Source organism: Actinosynnema sp. NPDC004786 (assembly GCF_053601135.1).
Window position 1 is genome coordinate 309,191 of sequence record NZ_JBSGBG010000001.1, and the last position, 19,338, is coordinate 328,528.

The 19,338-nt window shown below is 74.2% G+C and carries 17 protein-coding genes; 5 read left to right on the forward strand and 12 right to left on the reverse strand.

The window, feature by feature from the left end; all coding sequences use genetic code 11:
- Positions 1–39: 39 nt before the first annotated feature.
- The 3 genes from purF to ACWEFJ_RS01675 form a co-directional block, all read right to left on the reverse strand.
- The gene (gene purF / locus ACWEFJ_RS01665) at positions 40–1,572 is read right to left on the reverse strand and encodes an amidophosphoribosyltransferase (protein ID WP_378088785.1); all 1,533 of its coding nucleotides are present in this window, start codon (positions 1,570–1,572) and stop codon (positions 40–42) included.
- A gap of 101 nt (positions 1,573–1,673) precedes the next feature.
- Positions 1,674–2,453 (reverse strand): maleylpyruvate isomerase N-terminal domain-containing protein, encoded by a 780-nt coding sequence (locus ACWEFJ_RS01670; RefSeq protein ID WP_449712588.1) that lies wholly within the window; start codon positions 2,451–2,453, stop codon positions 1,674–1,676.
- 111 nt (positions 2,454–2,564) lie between these two features.
- Positions 2,565–4,304 carry a hypothetical protein gene (locus ACWEFJ_RS01675; protein ID WP_449712589.1) on the reverse strand — a complete coding sequence of 580 codons (1,740 nt, stop codon included), beginning with the start codon at positions 4,302–4,304 and terminating at the stop codon, positions 2,565–2,567.
- Between the two features lie 145 nt (positions 4,305–4,449).
- Here ACWEFJ_RS01675 and ACWEFJ_RS01680 point away from each other — a divergent pair, with 145 nt between their 5' ends.
- On the forward strand, positions 4,450–4,764 hold the full coding sequence (locus tag ACWEFJ_RS01680; RefSeq protein WP_449712590.1) for a hypothetical protein: 315 nt from the start codon (positions 4,450–4,452) through the stop codon (positions 4,762–4,764).
- Positions 4,761–6,743: an alpha/beta hydrolase gene (locus ACWEFJ_RS01685; protein ID WP_449712591.1), complete on the forward strand. Its 1,983-nt coding sequence runs from the start codon at positions 4,761–4,763 to the stop codon at positions 6,741–6,743. Before ACWEFJ_RS01680 ends, ACWEFJ_RS01685 begins: the two co-directional genes overlap by 4 nt.
- A gap of 4 nt (positions 6,744–6,747) precedes the next feature.
- Here the strand turns inward: ACWEFJ_RS01685 and ACWEFJ_RS01690 are convergent, their stop codons facing one another.
- The 6 genes from ACWEFJ_RS01690 to ACWEFJ_RS01715 form a co-directional block, all read right to left on the reverse strand.
- The gene (locus ACWEFJ_RS01690) at positions 6,748–7,092 is read right to left on the reverse strand and encodes a hypothetical protein (protein WP_378088769.1); all 345 of its coding nucleotides are present in this window, start codon (positions 7,090–7,092) and stop codon (positions 6,748–6,750) included.
- 13 nt (positions 7,093–7,105) lie between these two features.
- Positions 7,106–7,483 (reverse strand): sterol carrier family protein, encoded by a 378-nt coding sequence (locus ACWEFJ_RS01695; RefSeq protein WP_378088767.1) that lies wholly within the window; start codon positions 7,481–7,483, stop codon positions 7,106–7,108.
- Positions 7,484–7,555: 72 nt separating this feature from the next.
- Complete coding sequence (locus tag ACWEFJ_RS01700) at positions 7,556–8,368, reverse strand: ESX secretion-associated protein EspG (protein WP_378088765.1); 813 nt, start codon at positions 8,366–8,368, stop codon at positions 7,556–7,558.
- 66 nt (positions 8,369–8,434) lie between these two features.
- Entirely contained in the window at positions 8,435–9,781 is a 1,347-nt protein-coding gene (locus tag ACWEFJ_RS01705) for a PPE domain-containing protein (protein WP_449712592.1), read from the reverse strand.
- Between the two features lie 36 nt (positions 9,782–9,817).
- Entirely contained in the window at positions 9,818–10,210 is a 393-nt protein-coding gene (locus tag ACWEFJ_RS01710; RefSeq protein ID WP_378097066.1) for a transcriptional regulator, read from the reverse strand.
- 107 nt (positions 10,211–10,317) lie between these two features.
- Entirely contained in the window at positions 10,318–10,899 is a 582-nt protein-coding gene (locus ACWEFJ_RS01715; protein ID WP_378097069.1) for a DUF3558 domain-containing protein, read from the reverse strand.
- A 107-nt stretch (positions 10,900–11,006) separates the two neighbouring features.
- Between ACWEFJ_RS01715 and ACWEFJ_RS01720 the strand changes: the two genes are divergently transcribed.
- Positions 11,007–12,854: a glycoside hydrolase family 15 protein gene (locus ACWEFJ_RS01720; protein WP_449712593.1), complete on the forward strand. Its 1,848-nt coding sequence runs from the start codon at positions 11,007–11,009 to the stop codon at positions 12,852–12,854.
- Positions 12,855–12,927: 73 nt separating this feature from the next.
- On the opposite strand, the gene ACWEFJ_RS01725 is transcribed toward ACWEFJ_RS01720, so the two are convergent.
- Both ACWEFJ_RS01725 and ACWEFJ_RS01730 read right to left on the reverse strand, forming a co-directional pair.
- Entirely contained in the window at positions 12,928–15,087 is a 2,160-nt protein-coding gene (locus ACWEFJ_RS01725; protein WP_378097074.1) for a putative bifunctional diguanylate cyclase/phosphodiesterase, read from the reverse strand.
- Positions 15,088–15,183: 96 nt separating this feature from the next.
- Entirely contained in the window at positions 15,184–16,005 is an 822-nt protein-coding gene (locus ACWEFJ_RS01730; protein ID WP_378097077.1) for an SAM-dependent methyltransferase, read from the reverse strand.
- A gap of 565 nt (positions 16,006–16,570) precedes the next feature.
- On the opposite strand from ACWEFJ_RS01730, the gene ACWEFJ_RS01735 reads away from it, so the two are divergent.
- Complete coding sequence (locus ACWEFJ_RS01735) at positions 16,571–17,533, forward strand: pentapeptide repeat-containing protein (RefSeq protein WP_378097080.1); 963 nt, start codon at positions 16,571–16,573, stop codon at positions 17,531–17,533.
- On the opposite strand, the gene ACWEFJ_RS01740 is transcribed toward ACWEFJ_RS01735, so the two are convergent.
- Complete coding sequence (locus ACWEFJ_RS01740) at positions 17,477–18,361, reverse strand: LysR family transcriptional regulator (RefSeq protein ID WP_378097083.1); 885 nt, start codon at positions 18,359–18,361, stop codon at positions 17,477–17,479. The two genes, ACWEFJ_RS01735 and ACWEFJ_RS01740, sit on opposite strands and share 57 nt — an antisense overlap.
- 109 nt (positions 18,362–18,470) lie before the next feature.
- Between ACWEFJ_RS01740 and ACWEFJ_RS01745 the strand changes: the two genes are divergently transcribed.
- The gene (locus ACWEFJ_RS01745; protein WP_449712594.1) at positions 18,471–19,316 is read left to right on the forward strand and encodes an aldo/keto reductase; all 846 of its coding nucleotides are present in this window, start codon (positions 18,471–18,473) and stop codon (positions 19,314–19,316) included.
- The last annotated feature ends 22 nt before the right edge of the window (positions 19,317–19,338 follow it).

Here is a 19,338-nt window from a genome sequence, read left to right on the forward strand (position 1 = left end):
GCATCTGGTCATCCGGGCACGCGCCCGGCCCGCCGGCGGTCAGGGGCGGCGCAGGGCGTCCTCGGCACCGTACCCGTTCGCCAGGACGGGGGCCGCCGAGCCCGCGACACCCCGGATCCCCTCGAGCAGGTGCTTGCCGATCAAGGCGTCCTCGGGCAGCGGGATCGGGTACTCGCCGTCGAAGCACGCGCTGCACAGCCGCGTCCTGGGCTGCTCGCTGGCCGCGATCAGCTCCTCCAGCGACACGTAGCCCAGCGAGTCCGCGCCGATCGAGCGGCGGATGCCGTCGGTGTCCAGGCCGTTGGCGATCAGCTCGGCCCGGGACGCGAAGTCGATGCCGTAGAAGCACGGCCACTTGACCGGCGGCGACGCGATCCGCACGTGCACCTCGACCGCGCCCGCCTCGCGCAGCATCCGGACCAGGGCGCGCTGCGTGTTGCCGCGCACGATCGAGTCGTCCACCACGACCAGCCGCTTGCCGCGGATCACGTCGCGCAGCGGGTTCAGCTTCAGCCGGATGCCCAGCTGGCGGATCGTCTGCGACGGCTGGATGAACGTGCGGCCAACGTAGGCGTTCTTGACCAGGCCCGACCCGTACGGGATGCCGCTGGCCTGGGCGTAACCGATGGCGGCCGGCGTGCCCGACTCGGGCACCGGGATGACCAGGTCGGCCTCCACCGGGTGCTCCAGGGCGAGCCGGCGGCCGATCTCCACCCGGGTGGCGTGCACCGACCGGCCGGCGATCGTGGTGTCCGGGCGGGCCAGGTAGACGTACTCGAAGATGCAGCCCTTGGGCTCGGGGTTGGCGAACCGGCTCGACCGCAGGCCGTTCTCGTCGATCGCGATCAGCTCGCCCGGCTCGACCTCGCGCACGAACGACGCGCCGACGATGTCCAGCGCCGCCGTCTCGCTGGCCACGACCCAGCCGCGCTCCAGCCGGCCCAGCACCAGCGGGCGCACGCCCTGCGGGTCGCGGGCCGCGTAGAGGGTGGACTCGTCGGAGAACGTGAGGCAGAACGCGCCGCGCAGCGTCGGCAGCAGCCGCATGGCCGCCTGCTCGATGCCGATGTCGGCGGCGTGCGCGGCGAGCAGGCCGCACACCAGGTCGGAGTCGGTGGTCGCGCCGTGGCTCGTGTCCACGCCCACCTCGCGGGCCTTCTCCAGCAGCTCGGCGGTGTTCACCAGGTTGCCGTTGTGGCCGAGCGACAGGCCCGAGCCGGTGGCCGTGGTGCGGAACGTCGGCTGCGCGTTCTCCCACGTCGTGGAGCCCGTGGTGGAGTAGCGGCAGTGGCCGACCGCGACGTGGCCGCGCAGCGACTGGAGCACCTGCTCGTCGAACACCTGGCTGACCAGGCCGAGGTCCTTGAAGACCACCACCTGGCTGCCGTCGCCGACGGAGATGCCCGCGGCTTCCTGGCCGCGGTGCTGGAGGGCGTAGAGGCCGTAGTAGGTGAGCTTGGCGACCTCCTCACCGGGGGCCCAGACGCCGAACACACCGCATTCCTCGCGGGGTTCTCGTTCTTCCTGGGTTTCGGGGTCAGTGCGGCCGGTTGCTGAATGGTCGGTGACCACCGGGTGCTCCCTAGCGACGAGGTCGGGCTGCACCATCGAGTGTAAGGCTGACGGGGGTGGTACCACCCCCATCAGGACCCCCGTGACGTGACCAAACGCACTCAGTCCAGCTTGAGGGCGAACCACACCTGCTCGTCGCCCGTGTGCTTGAGGGGCAGGCGACCCCACAGGCCGTAGTGCACGAGCTGCGCCTCGCCGGTGATCAGCAGGTCCGCCTCCTCGCCCGGCCAGGCCGCCCGCACCTCGGGCACCACACCGGGCTGGAACGTCACCACCCACGCCTCGGGCACGTCGGTGAGCTGCACCAGGGCCGTGCCCTTGGCGGTCGGCGGCACGTCCGCGGCGTACTTGGCGGCCAGCAGGGTGGTGAGCGCCTCGTCGATGCCGTCGACGGCGAAGTCCGCGTCGCCGACCACCAGCTCGCGCAGGGCCGCCTGGGCGTCCCAGCGGCGCAGGTCCAGCTCGTGCGCGATGCGGCGGTGCCACACCCAGGCCAGGTCCGGCGCGGCCGGCGAGAACGTCCACGCCGTCCGGTTGCCCGGGGTGGCCGGGAGCAGTTCGGCGGCCTTGGCCAGCTGGGCGTCGAGGTACTCCAGCGGCGCCACGTCGGCGGGCGGGCTGGGCAGGCGGAGCCGGACCGTGCTGCCGGTGCGCAGGTACTCCAGGGACGTCTCCAGGAACCGGCCGACGTGCAGCGCCAGGTCGGTGAACGTCCAGCCGGGGCAGCTGGGCACCTTCGCCGCGGGGTCGGCCTTCCCGACCGCCTCCCGGAACATCCCCGCCTGGGCGGTGAAGACCTCGGTCCACCGCTGGGTGGTCCAACCTGCCGGCACGTCCAGCCTCCCGCTCGCGTCGATCGGTGCGCCGCCATCGTGCCGCACGGGTCGCCTCCCCGGCGGCGGGACGCCGGCCTTCACCCGTACCGACGCAGCGACCGCGCCGCCGGTGCCGTCGGATCACAACGACTTCCCGACGGGGCGCGGCACGGCGGGTCACCACGGCTGGTCCCGGACGTCGTCCAGGGCCGCCAACTCGTCCAACCGGGCCATGGCCTCCTCCCACCAGCGGATCAGGTCGCCGGGCTGGAACTCCCACTCCTCGGAGTCCCCGGCCGCCGACCCGCCCCCGGCCTCCGCGCCCGTGTCGGCCGGGTCGTCGGCCAGGGGGTCCACGCCGGCGAGGTCGACAGCGGCTGGGTCGGCAACCAGGTCGTCAGCGGCCACGTCGGCGGCGGCGAAACCGGCGGCGGCCGGGCCTGGAGCGACTGGGTCGTCGGCGGCCGGGGTGAGCGCGGTCGAATCGAGGGCGGCCGGGTCCAGAGCGTTCGGGTCGAGGCCGGCCGGATCGAGGGCGGCCACATCGAGGTCGGCCGGGTCGAGGGCGTATGCGGCATCCGGGTCTTCGATCACCGACTCGACTTCCGGCTCGGCGAAGGGATCGGGGGTCGCGGCCGGTTCCCCGACCGGCCAGGCGACCGCGGGCGGGACGGCGGCGGACCAGGAGACGGCCGGGTCGGCCTCCGGCTCGCTGACGACGGAGTGGACGGCGAGCGGCCACGCGCCCGCCGGTTGGGCGACCGAGGTCCACGAGGCGGTGGGGTCGAGCGGCAGGGTCCAGGTGAAGGCGGTCGCGGCGGCGGTGGCCGCGGCGGTGGCGGCCCCCGGCCCGTCGAGGTGGCCGGTGAAGCCGTGGTCGGAGCGCTCGGCCCACGCCTCGACGCCCACCCCGGTGCCCGGTCCCGGCTCCGGGTCCAGCCACAGCTCGGTGGTCGTCTCGCACCACGACTCGACCTCCGGCGGGACCGCCGCCCCCACCGGTCCCGCCGATTCGGCCTCCGACTCGCGCCACAACCCGACCGGCGGCACGACAGCCCGCCCCGCCCCCGGCACCGGCCCGGCGTCCGACGGACGCCACGACTCGACCTCCGGCACGACCGGCGACGCCGCGAGCCCGAGCCGCAACTCGACGGTCGACTCGCGCCAAGGCTCCACGACCGGCCACGCCGCCCGCTCGACGCCCGACCCGCGCCAGGGCTCGACCGCCGGCGCGACCGCCGCCGACCCGGGCCACAACTCGGGCCACGGCCCGGTGGCCGGCTCCCGCCACGGCTCGATCGCCGGCGTCGCGGCCGACCCCCGCCACGGCTCGACCGCCGGCGCCACGGCCGACGCCCCCTCCAGCACCAACCGCACCTCGGGGATCGCCGCGAGCCACGACTCGACCGGGGACGGGGGCCGGGTCCAGGCCCACGAGCCGGCCTGCGGATGGGCCCACGGCTCGATCCGCGACCCGACCGCCGTGACGCCCCGCGTCCGGGTCCACGGCGGGAGTTCCAGGTCGAGGTGCATCCGCAACTTCGGCTCGAGCTTCGGCACGAGGAACGGCCGGTCGCGCCCGCCGGTCCACTCCGCGGGCTCGTCGCCCCCCGGCGGTTGGGCCGTTCGGGGTGGGGGGTGCACCGCGCTCCACGCCGCCGTGCCCGACGCCTGCCCGGCCGGTCCGCCGGCCGCGGCCGGCAACGGCACCGGGCCGACGCCGAGCACGGTGGCGATGGTGCGGACGGCCCCGGCTTTCCACCGCTGCCAGCGGATTCGGGCCGGGGAGAGGGCGCGGTGACGGGCCCGGCAGGGGGCCGGCGCGAGGAAGTCGGCGAGCAGCCGGCGGACCCGGTCGGCGAACCCGAGGTGCAGGAGCAGGCCCCAATTCCGGGGTGAGGCGAGCAGGAGTGTCATGCGTCCATGGTCGAACTGCTGTTCGACGCCGGCAAGATCACCTTTGAGTGATTCGGGAACCCGGCTTGACCGGTGGGGCGGGGGAACCGGAGCGGGTGACGGCGCGTCGCATTGCCGGCGGCAGCGGCACGAAGGGTGGGTAACCGTGTTCGGAGTGCGACCGGAGACGTTGCGGGCGGCGTCCAAGGAGTTCCACGACGGCGCGGACGCGACCGGCGACGGCGCGGAGCTGATCTCCATGCTCCGGCTGGACGCCGACGCGCTGGGCCAGGTCCCCGCGGCGGCGGAGTTCGTGGACGCGTTGGCCAGGTGGTCCGGCGAGCAGTCGGACGACCTGCGGCGCGGCAGCGCCTGGTACCGCGACGCCGGCGACGGCCTCACCGAGAACGCCGACGCCTACCAGCGCGCCGACGACGACTCGAACAGCTCCTTCCGCGGCATCGAAGGGGGCATGGCGTGAGCTACACCGACCCGGAGGTCCTGTACGGCCGGCTCGCCACGGGCGACGCGGGCCGCGTCGCCGCCGCGGCCGACCCCATCACCGGCGCGATGAGCGCGGTCGGCCGCGCGGGCCAGTCCGTCGCCGCGGGCGGCACCACCGCCACGTCCACCTGGCAGGGCGACGCCGCGACCAGGTTCAAGGCCCGCTCGGAGCTGTCCACCCGGTCCGCGACCGTGGCGGGCGAGCGGCTGGGCGCCGGCGCGGACGTCGTGCAGGCCGCCTCCCGCGCGTACGCGCAGATGCGGGGCAGCGCCGACCAGCTCATCGACTTCTGGCGCGGCCGCCCGCCGGGGCTGGACGAGGCGCAGACGCGGGAGCTGGCCAACCGCGTCAACGAGCAGCTGACCAACGTCAAGACGAGCTACGAGCGCGTGCTGCGCTCCTACGCCGACGCCCTCACCCGCATCCGCCCCGGCTTCGAGGAGACGGCGGGCAAGGACCCGGGCTGGAACACCGCCGTCACGGCGCTGCGCACCACCGCGACCGTGCCCGCCCCCGGCACGGACCCCCGGCAGGTGGCCGCCTGGTGGAAGTCCCTGACCAAGGAGCAGCAGGACGAGCTGCTGCGCACGAAGTTCCAGGAACTCGGTCAACTGCGCGGGCTGCCGTCCGGCGTCCTCGACCAGGCGAACCGCGCGCGCATCCAGGACGACATCCAGCGCTTCGGCGCGGAGCGCGACCGGCTCGACGGGCAGCTGGCCGCGCGGGCGCGGGAGCTGGGGCTCGACCCGAACGACTCCGGCGACCTGACCCGGCTGCTGAACGACCCGGAGTACGCGGCGCTCCACGAGCAGCGGCAGGAGGCCGCCACCAAGGCGGAGAACGCCGAGAAGGCGCAGAGCAGCGTCAACCAGGCGGCCGAGCTGGCCCGCGGCAAGGGCTGGCCGGAGAGCGACGTCCGCGTGCTGGCCTACGACCCGTACGGCCCGCGCGGCGACGGCGGCATGGCGATCGCGTACGGCGACCCGGACACGGCGCGGAACCTGGCGGTCGCCGTGCCCGGCACCGGTTCGACCCTCGACAGCTTCTCCGTGGGGCAGGCGGCCAACCTGCGCGAGGCCATGGGTCCCGACGGCAACGCCACCATCCAGTGGCTCGGCTACGACGCGCCGGGCTGGGCGCCGGGCGAGGTGGACAACCCGGCGCAGGCCCGCGAGGGCGGCGCGAACCTCGTCGCCGACGTCGACGGCTACCGCGCCGCCGCCGAGGCCGCGGGCAACCGCCAGCACCTGACCGTGATCGGCCACTCCTACGGCTCCACCACGGTCGGCTACGCGGGCATGAACGGCCTGGCGGCGGACGACATCGCGTTCGTCGGCTCGCCCGGCGTGGGCGCGTCGAACGTCAACCAGCTCTCGGCGGGCCCCGGTCACGTCTACGTCGGCGCGACCGAGCACGACCCGGTCGTGCAGGGCACGAGCCAGACCTGGTTCACCGAGGACGGCTCGTCCGTGGGCCCCTACGACGACCGCTTCGGCGCGCGCACCTTCGGCACCACCGACGGCACGTCCGCGCTGGGCGCGCACTCGCAGTACTACGCGCAGGGCTCGGAGTCGGTGCAGAACCTGGCGCGGATCGCGACCGGCAACGGCGACTCCGTGACCGCGCAGGACTGGGACGAGAACCCGCTCGGCCCGTCGCTGCCCGGCTCGCACCTGCCCGGCGTCGGGCCGGTGGTCGACTTCGTCGGCGGCACGGCCGTCGGCGCGGCGGACCTCGCCGTGGACGCGGGCACCGGCCTCTACAACGCCGGCCGGGACGCCTTGAACGGCAACTGGTCCGAGGCGGGCACCGGTCTGCTCAACACCGGCAAGGAGGTCGTCAACGACGCCGTGGACGTGGTCGTCGGCGGGGTGGGCGACGCGGTCGAGCTGGGCCGCGACGTGGTCGAGGGCGTCGGCCGGGCGTGGGACAAGACCGTCGGGTCCTGGTTCTGACGCCTCAGGCCTTGCGGCAGGACCCGATCGACTGGGCCGGTTCGGCGTCGTCGAGCTTGCTGTCGTCGCGCTGCCGCACGGTGCAGACGAGCGCGTCGCCGACCGCCGTGCCGTCGGGCACCTCGGTGAGCGGGGCCCACGGCGCGGTGATCGGCGCGGCGCCGTCCGGCTGGTCCTGGTCGAGCCGGAGGGACACCCGGCCCGGCCACGTGCCACCGGAGACGAGGGTTTCGTCGGGCTTGACCTCGGTGACCTCGAACCGGACCTCGCCGGACCACTCGCCACCGCCGCAGCCGGCGAGGAGGGTTGCGACCGCGAGGACGGCGACACACGCCTTGAGCGCCTTCACGGGGCGAGCTTAGCTAGAAGCGGAGCACCGGGAGCAGGGTCGAGAGATCGGCCCGGCTCCCGGACGCGGTGACCTTCGCGTCGGCCACCGCCTCGGCCCAGCCGAGCCGGCCCACGGCCAGCTCCAGCCACGTGCGCGGGTCGGTCTCGACCACGTTCGGCGGCGTGCCGCGGGTGTGCCGGGGTCCGGCCACGCACTGCACGGCGGCGAACGGCGGCACCCGCACCTCCACGCTGCGGCCGGGCGCGACCTGCTCCAGCGTGCGCAGGCTCAGCCGCACCGCGGCGGCCAGCACCGGGCGGTCCGGCCGCTCCGCCTCGCCGGCGAGCCAGGGCAGCACGGCCTCGACCGCGGCGCGCACCTCGTGGGGGTCAACGGGCTTCGACGGCACCCGCCCAGGTTAACGCCGCCGGCCGGGTCGGCCCGCGCCGACCGCCACTCTCCACAGTGGACGGCACCGGGGTCAGATCCGCGCCGCGCGCACCGCTTCCGCGAGCAGCTCCTCGACCTGGTGGGCGAGCCGGCGCGAGTCGGTGGGGCTGAACGTGCTCCACGGCACCGACCCGTTCGACGCCCGCCGCTGCTGCAGGTAGCGGCCTTCCTCGGTGTCGAAGAACGCGACCACCCGGTCGGGCCGGCACCGCTTGCCGTACTTGTCCCGGGCCGCCGCGCCGAAGTTGCCGGTGTGCACGAGCCCGGTGAACATCTTCACCAGCGCGACCGCGTCCTCCTGGCGCACGCCGTGCTCGCGCAGCGAGTTCTCCAGGCTCTTGGGCGAGCCGTCGGACTTCCTGACCGCGGCCTCCAGGTCGGCGCTCGGCATGGTGACCGAGTGCCCGACGCCGGCGGGGTGCGGGGGCAGCGCGGCCAGCACGGCCGAGGGCAGGCCGCTGCCCGCCGCGCGGCGGAACGTGAGCCCGGAGTCGGTCAACGTGGCCACCGCGCCGTCGTCGCCGTTGGCCACGGCGAGCACCCGCACGCTCCTGCCGAGCCACACCCGGCCGTCGACCTCCCGCTCGGGCCGGCTGAACAGCCGCAGCAGGTGGTCCAGCTCGGGGTGCAGCCCGGTCGGCCCGCCGAGGCCGCGCGCGCCGATGTCCTGCCACACCCGGCGTTCCAGCGCGGCGCGCTCGGCGTGGGTCTTGCCCGGCGAGGGCACCTTGATCACCAGCGGCATCCGGCCGAGGTCGAGGCGCTCCCAGAGCACGTCGAACTCCTCGGCGGAGAGCGTGATCGGCTCCCGCTCCGCGGGCCCCCCGAAGTACGTCACCGACATCCCCGTCCCTGAACACCGGACACGGGCCCGCACCGGGTCGGCGCGGGCCCGTGCACCGGCGGACCACTACTGCGGCAGCTCGCCGATCACCGGCGGCGCGACGAGCCGGTCGTCGCCGAACACGTCGTTCGTCTCGACCAGGTAGTCGGCCGCCTTGTGCTCGATGTCGTCCTCGCCGTTGCCGCCGTGCGCGCCGGCCGCGCCACCGGCCATGCCCGCGCCGGCCGCGCCGGGACGACCCGCGGCGCCGGGGCCGCCCGCGCCGGGGCCGAAGCCGCCGGGCACGCCGCCGCGCCCCGCCGCGCCGGCCGGGGTCGCGCCGTGGGGCGCACCGCCGCCGGGCATGCCGGAGCCCGGCACGCCGGCCGAGCCGGGCATCCCCGGCATCCCGGGGCGCAGGCCGCCGGGGCCGCCGGGGCCGTGGGGGCCGGGACCACCGGGCACGCCCGGCATGCCGGGCAGCCGGCCGGTCGGCACGCCCGGACGCGGCCCGGGGCCGGTCGGGACCTTCGGCGGGAGCTGCGGGCCGTTGCCGGGCGGCTTCGGCGGCGTCCACGTGGGCGGCGGCACCGGGGTGACGAACGGGGGCTTGACCGGGGTGTTCACCGGCGGGGTGACCGTCGGCGGCGGGGTCGGGACCGGGGTGCCCGTCGGCGGCGGCGCCCACGTCGGGTTCGTCGTGCCACCCGTCGGCGGGAGCTGCGTGACGCCCGGCACCGGCGTGCCGGTCGGCGGCGGGGCCCACGACGTGTTCGTGGTGCCGCCGCTCTCGCGCGGGGGCGTCCACGTCGGCGTGGCGGTGTAGTTCGCGCTCGAGTTGTTGTACTCGCCCGCGCCGGCCGGCGGCGGCGTGTCGATCACGACCTTCGGCGGCGGGACGAACGTGCCCAGCGTGTTGGCGTTCCACTCGCTGCTGGACTGGTAGTTGTTCATCACCGCGACGGCCTTGGCCTCGGCGTTGTCCTGCGCCGCTTCCTGCCGCTCGTGGTCCTGCTGCTGCTGGATGACGTGCATCATGCCGATCGGGCCGGTCAGCCCGCCGAGGATCTTGTCGCCCAGGGACGGCGCCTCGGTCGTCACCTCGACCGGCTCCGGCATCTCCTTGCGGGCGTTCGCGATGTACTCCGCCTGCAGCTGGGCCGACGCCTCCATCGTGCTCGACCCCTGCTGGGCGTCCGCCGCCCACGCGCCGAGCGGCGACAGCGACGCCTGCGTGGCGTCCGCGGTGTCGCCCTCCCAGCTCGCGCCGAGCTTGGCCAGGCCCTCCTGGATGGAGGTGTCGATCTCCCCCAGGGCCTCGGACAGCGACTTCCAGGAGTCCTCGAGCGGTCGGGACGCGGCGACGCCCGGGCCCTCGTTGATCATCCGGTAGAGATCGGGGTGGGCATACCCGCGCCAGCGGTGGTCACCCATCGTGCTCGCCCCCCTCGGGTGCGTAGGTCAGCAAGGTCAGCCGTTGTTGACGCGTCCCCAGGACGCGGTGTTGTCGCCTTCGACGCGCCGGTAGTCGGCCTCGATCGCGGTGAGCTGGTCGACCACGCCCTTGAGCTGCTCGCGGTACGCCTTGAGCGCGGTCAGGCCGGCGGAGTCACCCGCTTCGAAGGTCTCCTGGTTGAACCGCTGGGCGGTCTCGTCGCTCACCGGGTCGCCCGCCCACGGCTTCGCCTGGAGCTGCTCCATCGCGTCGGAGAGCCTCGCTTCGAGCTGGTTCAACGCGTCCACGAACACCTTGCGCGCGGCCGGGATCGCCGAGGGTTCGATGCTCAACTTGCGCTGCGCCCCGCTGTAGTCGGGCAGCGTCGTCGGCGTCGTTCCCCCGCCACCACCATCCGCGATGAACACGGCACACCCCTCCTCAGTGCTGCACATACCCCAGCGTGTGCATCTGGGACGACTTTAGCTCTGATGCATGACGCGGGTGACCGGTTCCCGTGGCAAAGGGAGTAGTTCTACTCGGCCAACTTCGCCACGACGGCCGCGGCGACCGGCTGGACGACCTGGCACAGGGTGGGGACGTCGGTCTCGCCCACGCTGTTGGCCTGCACCTCGGCGACCTGGCCGTCGGAGACGTCCACCGCGACGGAGCAGGAGACGCCGAGCTGGGTGGTCGACTCGATCAGCAGCGACGGGAAGCCGCCGACCTGCAGTTCCGTCACCTTGCCGACCGAGGTCGCGTAGTCGTCGAGGCCGGCGGTGGTGTCGGCGGTGACGCTGACGAAGTACCGGCGGTCCCCGCGGCTGATCGTGCAGCTCTTCTTGCCGGCCTGGCCGCCGGGCTGCGGCGGCTGGTCCAGCCCGAACTCCGCGCGCTGGGCCTCGGTCAGCAGCGCGCACGGGTCCACGTCGTCCACGTTGACGGTCTTCGGGCGCCGGGCCGGCTCCTCGGACGCGGACGTCGGCCGGGAGGTGGCGCCGTCCGCCGCGGTGGTGGTCGCGGAGGTCGCGCCACCGGGGTTCGCGGACCCGTCCGTCGACTGTGAACAGCCCCCGAGCAGGGCCAGAGCGGCGAGGAGCGGCACGACACGGCGCATGCGCACCAACGTATCGGATCGCCGTCGCCCGCACGGCGCGTTGCGGGCAACGCGACGCGGCCGGCGACAACGCGCGTGGCCGGACGCCGGTACGTAGGGTCGGTCCCGTGGGAGACACGGGACCGGGGCGGATCGAGGACTACGCGCTGCTGTCGGACCTCAGGACGGCGGCGCTGGTGGGGCGCGACGGGTCGATCGACTGGCTGTGCATGCCGCGGTTCGACTCGCCGTCCTGCTTCTCCCGGCTGCTGGGCACCGAGGACGACGGGCACTGGCGGATCGCGCCCACCGGCGAGGTCGTGGCGGTGCGGCGGTCCTACCGGGACGGCAGCCTGGTGCTGGAGACCGAGTTCGAGACCGTCGACGGCGTCGTGCGGCTGATCGACACCATGCCGCCCGAGCAGGACGACTGGGACGCCGACACGCGCGTGGTGCGGGTCCTGGAGGGTGTGTCCGGGCAGGTCGAGATGTCGTTGCGGTGGGTGCTGCGGTTCGCCTACGCCGACTCGGTGCCGTGGGTGCGCCGCGGCGAGCGGGACGGGCGGGAGTGCATCGTCGCGCTCGCCGGGCCGTCCGCGGTCGCGCTGTACGGCGACCGGCTCCCGTACCGGGTGCACGGCAAGCGGGCGCACGAGGCCGAGTTCACCGTCTCGGCGGGCGAGCGGCTGTCGTGGGTGATGGAGTTCGCGTTCTCGCCCGACCGGCCGCCCGCGCCGGTGGACGCGGTGGCCGAGGTGGCCCGGTCCGAGGCGTTCTGGCTCGCCTGGTCCTCCCGCATCGCCTACGACGGGCCGCACGCGGACGTCGTGCGGCGGTCGCTGATCACGCTGAAGGGCCTGTCGTACGCGCCGACCGGCGGGATCGTGGCCGCGCCGACCACGTCGCTGCCCGAGACGTTCGGCGGCGAGCGCAACTGGGACTACCGGTACTGCTGGCTGCGCGACGCCACGTTCACGTTGCTGGCGCTGGACAACTTCGGCTGCACCGACGAGGCGGTGGCGTGGCGCGAGTGGCTGCTGCGCGCCGTCGCGGGCGACCCGGCCGACCTGCAGATCATGTACGGCCTCGGCGGCGAGCGGCACCTGGTGGAGTGGGAGGTCGACTGGCTGCCCGGGTACCGGGGCGCGCGGCCGGTGCGGGTCGGGAACGCCGCCTACCGGCAGCTCCAGCTCGACGTGTACGGCGAGGTGATGGACGCCCTGCACCTGGCCCGCGAGCGCGGTCTCGGCGAGACGCCCGACTCGTGGGCCATGCAGCGCGGGATGATCCGGCACCTGGAGAAGGTGTGGGAGCGGCCGGACAAGGGCCTGTGGGAGGTGCGCGGGCCGGACCGGCACTTCACCCACTCGCGGGTGATGCTGTGGGTGGCGTTCGACCGGGCGGTGCGGGCGGTGGAGGAGTTCGACCTGCCCGGCCCGGTGGACCGGTGGCGCGAGCTGCGCGACGCGGTGCACGCCGAGGTGCAGGCGAAGGGCTGGAACGCCGACCTGAACGCGTTCACCCAGTACTACGGCGGCACCGAGCTGGACGCGGCCACGTTGCTGATCCCGGCCGTCGGTTTCCTGCCCGGCGACGACCCGCGGGTGCTCGGCACCCTCGACGCGATCTCGCGGGTGCTCCGGCACGGCGACCTCGTCGACCGGTACGAGACGTCCCACGGGCAGTCCGAAGTGGACGGCCTGGCCGGGGTGGAGGGCAGCTTCCTGGCGTGCTCGTTCTGGTACGTCGACGCGCTGGCGCTGGCCGGGCGGCGGGACGAGGCGCTGGCGATGTACGACCGGCTCGTGGACCTGTGCAACGACGTGGGGCTGCTGGCCGAGGAGTACGACCCCGGCACCGGGCGGATGTGCGGCAACTTCCCCCAGGCGTTCAGCCACCTGGCGCTGGTCAACAGCGCGGCGGTGCTGTTCGGCGGCCACACCCGCGAGGAGCGCCACCGGGGGGACGCGCCGTGAGGGCCGCGGAGGTCGTCCCGGGCGCGCCGCCGGCGTCGCGCCCGGTGGACGCGCGGGTGGTCGTGGACCCCGCCTAGCGGCGGAGGAGTTCGTCGATCTCGGCGGGCTTCATCGGCTTGGCGAAAAACCAGCCCTGGCCGGTGTCGCAGCCGATCCGGTGCAGGCGCTTGGCCTGCGCCGGGGTCTCCACGCCCTCGGCGGTCACGCCCAGCTCCAGCGCGTGCGCGAGCTGCACGAGCGTGGACACGATCTGGACGTCGACCGCGTCCTCCTCGTCCGCCGCCCGCAGGCCCTCCATGAACGAGCCGGCGATCTTCAGCTCGTGCACCGGCAGGTGCTTGAGGTAGGCGAGGTTCGAGTAGCCGGTGCCGAAGTCGTCGATGGCGATCCGCACGCCCATGTCCGACAGCGCCCGCAACGCCTCCAGCGGCTCGTCGGCGGTGCCCATGATCGCGCTCTCGGTCAGTTCGAGCTGCAGGTGGTTCGGCGGCAGCGCGCACTCGTCCAGGATCCGCTTCACGTCCCGCACCAGCTCCGGGTCGCGGGACTGGCGCACGGCCAGGTTGACGCTCACGAACGGCGCGGACTCGCCGAACTCCTCCAGCCACCGCCGGGCCTGCTCGCACGCCCGCCGCAGCACCCACCGGCCCAGCGGGACGATCAGCCCGGTCTCCTCGGCCAGCTCGATGAACCGGTCCGGCGCGAGCCGCCCGAACTCCGGGTGCTGCCAGCGCACCAGGGCCTCCACGCCCACCACGGTGCTGTCCTCCAGCCGCACCAGCGGCTGGTAGTCCACGTAGAACTCGTCGCGCTCCAACGCCGCCGGCATGGTCGCCGACAGGGTGAACCGGGCGACCTCCTTGGCGTTGCGCTCCGGGTCGTACAGCGCCCACCGCGACTTGCCGTCCGCCTTCGCCCAGTACAGGGTGATGTCCGCGTCGCGCATCAGGTCCGCGGCCGTGGTGCCGGACAACCCGCGCTCCACGATGCCGATCGACGCCGACACGGTCAGCTCGTGCCCGCCGATGCGGATCGGCGACTCCAGCTCGCGCAGCACCCGGTCGGCCACGTCGACGATGTCCTGCGTGTCCTGCGAGCCCTCCACCAGGATGACGAACTCGTCGCCACCCATCCGGGCGACCAGCTTGCCCTCGCCGGACACCGAGAGGTCCAGCCGCCTGCCCACCTCGACCAGCAGCTGGTCGCCGATGTCGTGGCCGAGGCTGTCGTTGATCACCTTGAACCCGTCCAGGTCCAGGTAGCACAGGCCGGCGCGGCGGCGGGCCCGGTTGGCGAACACGCGGTTGAGGCGCTCCAGGAACAGCGCGCGGTTCGGCAGGCCGGTCAGCGGGTCGTGCAACGCCTGGTAGCGCAGCCGGTTCTGCAGCAGGTGGCGGTCGGTGACGTCCTCGATCATCGCCACCTGGTACTGCGGCTCGCCGTGGTCGTCGCGCACCAGCGACAGGGTCAGGTGCGTCCACACCTGCTCGCCGTCGGCGCGGCGGAACCGCTTCTCCGCCCGGTAGTGGTCGCACTCGCCCGCGGTGAGCTGGTCGTACAGCCGCCAGACGCTGCTGCCGTCCTCGGGGTGCATGAGGTCGCGGATGTTGTACTGCCGCATCTCCTCGACGCTGAACCCCAGCATGTCCTGCAACGCCTGGTTCACGTCGAGGATCCGGCCCTCGATGTCGGCGATGCCGATGCCGATGGCCGCCTCGGTGAACATCGCCCGGAACCGCGCCTCGGACGCGCGCAACGCCGCCTCGGCCTGGTCGCGGGCGTCGAGCACGGCCGCGCGGATCGCCTCCTGCTCGGCCAGCGTGCGCTCGCGCAGCGCGCGGGCGTACCCGGCGGCCAGCGCGCCCTGCAACGCCGCCAGCCGGGAGCGCATCAGCTCGTCCGGCTGGATGCCCAGCTCGGCGAGCAGGTCGTCGCCGAGGAGCTGGACGGTGCGGCCCAGCGTGTCGGTGCCGGTGAAGTGGGCCTCGACCAGCCGCGCGCCGATCTCGTAGCCCGGCGCGGTGCGGAACGGGCTGGCGTGCAGCGCCTGCACCAGGACCTCGGTCAACGCCTGGAGGTGCTCGGCGACCTCGGCCCGCGTCATGGGGACGTAGCTGCTCCCGATGACGGCGGTCGCCCAGGTGCGGGCGAAGGACTCCGCCCCGGCCAGTACGGCGGGGTCGAGGTTCGATCGGCCCGGTGCTGCCACCAGATGGTCAACCTGTTCCGTCATGTCCGTCGGCCTACCGCCACAACCGAGAGGATACGGCCGGTCGCGCCGCGCGGTCGACAACCCGGCCGACCCGGCGTCCGACCTCCCGGGCGTCCATCAGGGCTTCCGCCCGACGCCGCCGAAGCTGACGAAGTGCGCGGCGTTCTCGTCCACGTCGTCCGGCGACTCCGGCCGCCACAGCGGCAGCCGCGCCACCCCCGGCTCGACCAGCTCGAACCCGTCGAACAGGGCCTCCACCTCGTGCTTGGAGCGGAAGCACATCTCGCTCACGCCCCGGTCGTAGACGCGCTTCGCCTCGTCCCACGCCGGGTCCCAGTCGCCCTCCTCGAACCCGGCGTGCGAGACGGCGAGGTAGCTGCCGCCGGGGAGGGCGTCGCGGTAGGCCGCCACGACCCCGCCCGGGTCCTCGGCGTCCGGCAGGAAGTGCAGCAGCGCGATCATCAGCACGCCGACCGGCTCGTCGAAGTCGAGCAGCCCCTTGACCTCGGGCGAGGACAGCACCTCCGGGGCGTCGCGCACGTCGGTCTGCAGCACGTTCACCAGCTCGTTGCCGGTGAGGATGGCGCGGCTGTGCGCGACCGCCACGGGGTCCATGTCGACGTACACCACGCGCGCCGACGGGTCGGTGGCCTGCGCGATCTCGTGCACGTTGCCGACCGTGGGGATGCCGGAGCCGAGGTCGAGGAACTGGCGGATGCCCCGCGCCAGCATGAACCGCACGGCGCGCCGCAGGAAGGCCCGGTGGTTGAGCACGACGCTGCGCAGCACCGGCACGTCGGCCAGCACCTTGTCGCCGACCACCCGGTCGACGGCGAAGTTGTGCGCCCCGCCCAGCCAGTAGTCGTAGACCCGCGCGATGCTCGGGCGCGCGAGGTCGACGTCCCCCGGCGCCCAGTTCGGCCGATCCACGCTGTCCACCCGACTGCTCTCCTCGCCGTGCCCGTGCCACACCGTCGCGGTGACACCCACATCATGGGCCAATCCGGTGAGTTGGCCCACTGCCCCTCCCCTGTGGGTTCGGAATCCGCCACCGCCGAGCTGATCACCGGGAAGAATGAATTTCCGGCGGATCCGGGTGGCTCGCGGGCGCGGTGGCCGCGACGGCGGCGACCGGGTCGCGGGTCGTGCGGGGACCGGGCCGGCGGGACGTGCCGGAGCGGGGCCCGACCGGACCACCCGGGGCGTTCCCGCTGGTCGCGGGGTCGTTGTCCGAGGTCGGCGGCGGTCCGCTCGGGCACCGGGCGGGCGGCCGCGCGGGCGACCTCCCGGTCGTCCGGCACGCGGCGCGGCGCGTCGGCCGGCGGCGTCACGCGGACGGGGACCGGCGGAACGCCGGGGTCGCCGGCGGCGGGCGGCGAACGTGAGGGTCGAACACGTTCGGTGGCGGGCGGCCGGCGGACGATTCGCTCGATCGGGCGAATGCCCGGTGGCGACGCCGGGTGGGACGGGGCGGCGGCGCCGCCGGGACGGACGGGGAGCCGACGTGCGGGGACGCTGGTTGTTGGCGGCGAGCGTGCTCGCCGCCGTCGTGGTGACGGTCGTGACGACCGCCGTGCTCCTCCTGGTCGACCCGAAGCAGCCCAAGGCCGAGGCGGTCAAGACCGGCGGGCTGGCCGGCGGCGCGGTCGTCGCGCTGTACGCGCTGTGGCTCAACGACCGCCGGCGCCGCACCGAGGAGGCGCGGCACGAGCTGGAGGGCGAGAAGGTCGCCGACGAGCGGTTCGCGCGGGCCGTCGAGCTGCTGGGCAGCGAGGCCGACCAGGTCCGGGTCGGCGCGATGCACGTGCTCGCGGACCTGGCCCGGAGCACGCCCCGGTACAAGCAGACCGTGCTCAGCGTGCTGTGCGCCTACCTGCGGCGGCCGTTCGCGCACGTCGCCCTCACCGCGAAGGCGGAGGACCCGGACCAGGCGTTCTTCGGCGAGGAGCGCGACGTGCCGCCGGAGCAGGACCACGAGATGACCGTCCGGATGACCGCGCAGCGGCTCGTCACGGACCTGCTGCCGTGGGGCGCGGACCCGGACCGGACGCCCTACCAGCTCGACCTGACCGGGGCGAAGCTCGTGCACTTCCGGCTGGAGGGCCGCCGGTTCGGCCGGCTCGTCGCCCGCCGCGCCCGGTTCTACGGCATCACCGCGTTCCGGGAGGTCCAGCTGACCAAGCCCGCCCTGTTCTCCGGCGCCGAGTTCCACGGCCGGGTCGACTTCCGGGACGGGCGGTTCGACGGCGGCATCTCGTTCCAGGACGCCCGCTTCGAGTCGGGGCTCGACGTCACCGGCGCACGGGTCGGCACGTTCCTGCACGTCTCGCCGGAACCGCCGGCCCGGCTGGTCGGCGAGCTGGAGGTGCTGGCCGGCACGGCGTTCCGGGTGGACCCGGCGGGGTGGCGGCTAACCGGCGACGGGCAGACCCCGACCGGCTTCGAGGACCATGTCCAGCAGGACTGACGCGGCCGCGCTCACCGTCGGCGCGGTGACCACGTCGGTGTCGGCGGTCGGCGCGTCGACCAGCTCCACGAACCGCGCCCGGGTCGGCTTCCCCGCGAACGACCGGGGCACCAGCGCCACGCCGAGGCCGAAGCCCACGAAGTCGAGCAGCGAGTGCACGTCGTTGACCTCGACCGCGACCCTGCGGTCCACGCCCGCGGTGGCCAGCGCGCGGTCCACGTCGTCGCGCGTGCCCCAGCCCGGGTTGAAGTCCACGAACGCCTGACCGGACAGCTCCGCGAGCCGCACCGACCCGCGCTCGGCGAACGGCAGCTCCGGCGCGCACGCCAACACCAGCGGTTCACTCGACAGGGTGGACACCTTCAGGTCGTCGCCGACCCGTCCGGAGGTGACGAACGCGAGGTCCAGCCGGCCGGCCCGGACCAGGTCGACCAGCTCTCCCGAACCGGCCTGGCGCAGGCGCAGCTCCACGCCGGGGTGCAGCTCGTGGAACCGGGCCAGCACGGCGGGCAGGTGCACGGCGTGCAGGCACTGGATGCTGCCGACGGCCAGCGTGCCGCGCAGCAGCCCCTGCACCGCCGCGACCGCGTCCCGCGCCGCGTCGATCGTGCCCAGCACGCGCCGCGCCTCGACCAGCAACGCGCGCCCGGCCTGCGTCAGCTCGACCTGGCGGGTGCTGCGCACGAACAGCGGCGCGCCCAGCTCCACCTCCAGCGCGCGGATCGACGCGGAGAGACCCGACTGGGCGACGTGCATCCGCCGCGCGGCACGGGTGAAGTGGCACTCCTCGGCCACGGCCACGAAGTACTCGAGCTGCCGGAGTTCCACGATTCATCACCCGTACTGCTGAATGGCATCAGCTTCTTCTGTTGGACAGCTTAATACGGACCGCCCAAGCTGGAGGGGCACAACCGCGACAGACGGAGGTACGAGCACGATGCTGACTCGCCGTATCGGAGGAGTCGAGGTCAGCGCCATCGGCCTGGGCGCGATGCCGATGTCGCTCGAAGGCCGGCCCGATCGCGCCCGCGCGATCGAGACCATCCGCACCGCGCTCGACAAGGGTGTGACGCTGATCGACACGGCCGACGCGTACTCGGCCGACGACCGCGACTTCGGGCACAACGAGGAGCTGATCGCCGAGGCGCTCAAGGGCGTGGACGGCGTCATGGTCGCCACCAAGGGCGGCCACACCCGCACCCCCGGCGGCGGCTGGGAGGTCGACGGCAGGCCGGAGTACCTGAAGTCGGCGTGCGAGGCGTCGCTGCGCCGGCTCGGCGTGGACGCGATCGACCTCTACCAGTTCCACCGGCCCGACCCGAAGGTGCCGACCGCCGAGTCGGTCGGCGCGCTCGCCGAGCTGCTCGACGCGGGCAAGATCAAGCTCGCGGGCGTGTCCAACTTCGACCCCGCGCAGATCCGCGAGGCCAACGAGATCCTCGGCGGCCGGCTGGCGAGCGTGCAGAACCAGTTCTCGCCCGCGTTCCGCTCCAGCGAGCCGGAGCTGGAGCTGTGCGCGGAGCTGGGCATCGCCTTCCTACCGTGGAGCCCGCTGGGCGGCATCAGCGCGGCGGGCGAGCTGGGCGACCGGTTCACCGCGTTCGCCGAGGTCGGCCGCGAGCACGGGGTGAGCCCGCAGCAGGTGTGCCTGGCCTGGATGCTCGCCAAGGCGCCGCAGGTGGTGCCGATCCCCGGCGCGTCCCGGCCGGCGAGCATCGCCGACTCCGCCGACGCGGTGCACCTGCGGCTGACGGAGGAGGAGCTGAAGCGCCTGGACGGGTGACACCCTGCGGATGCGGCGGTGC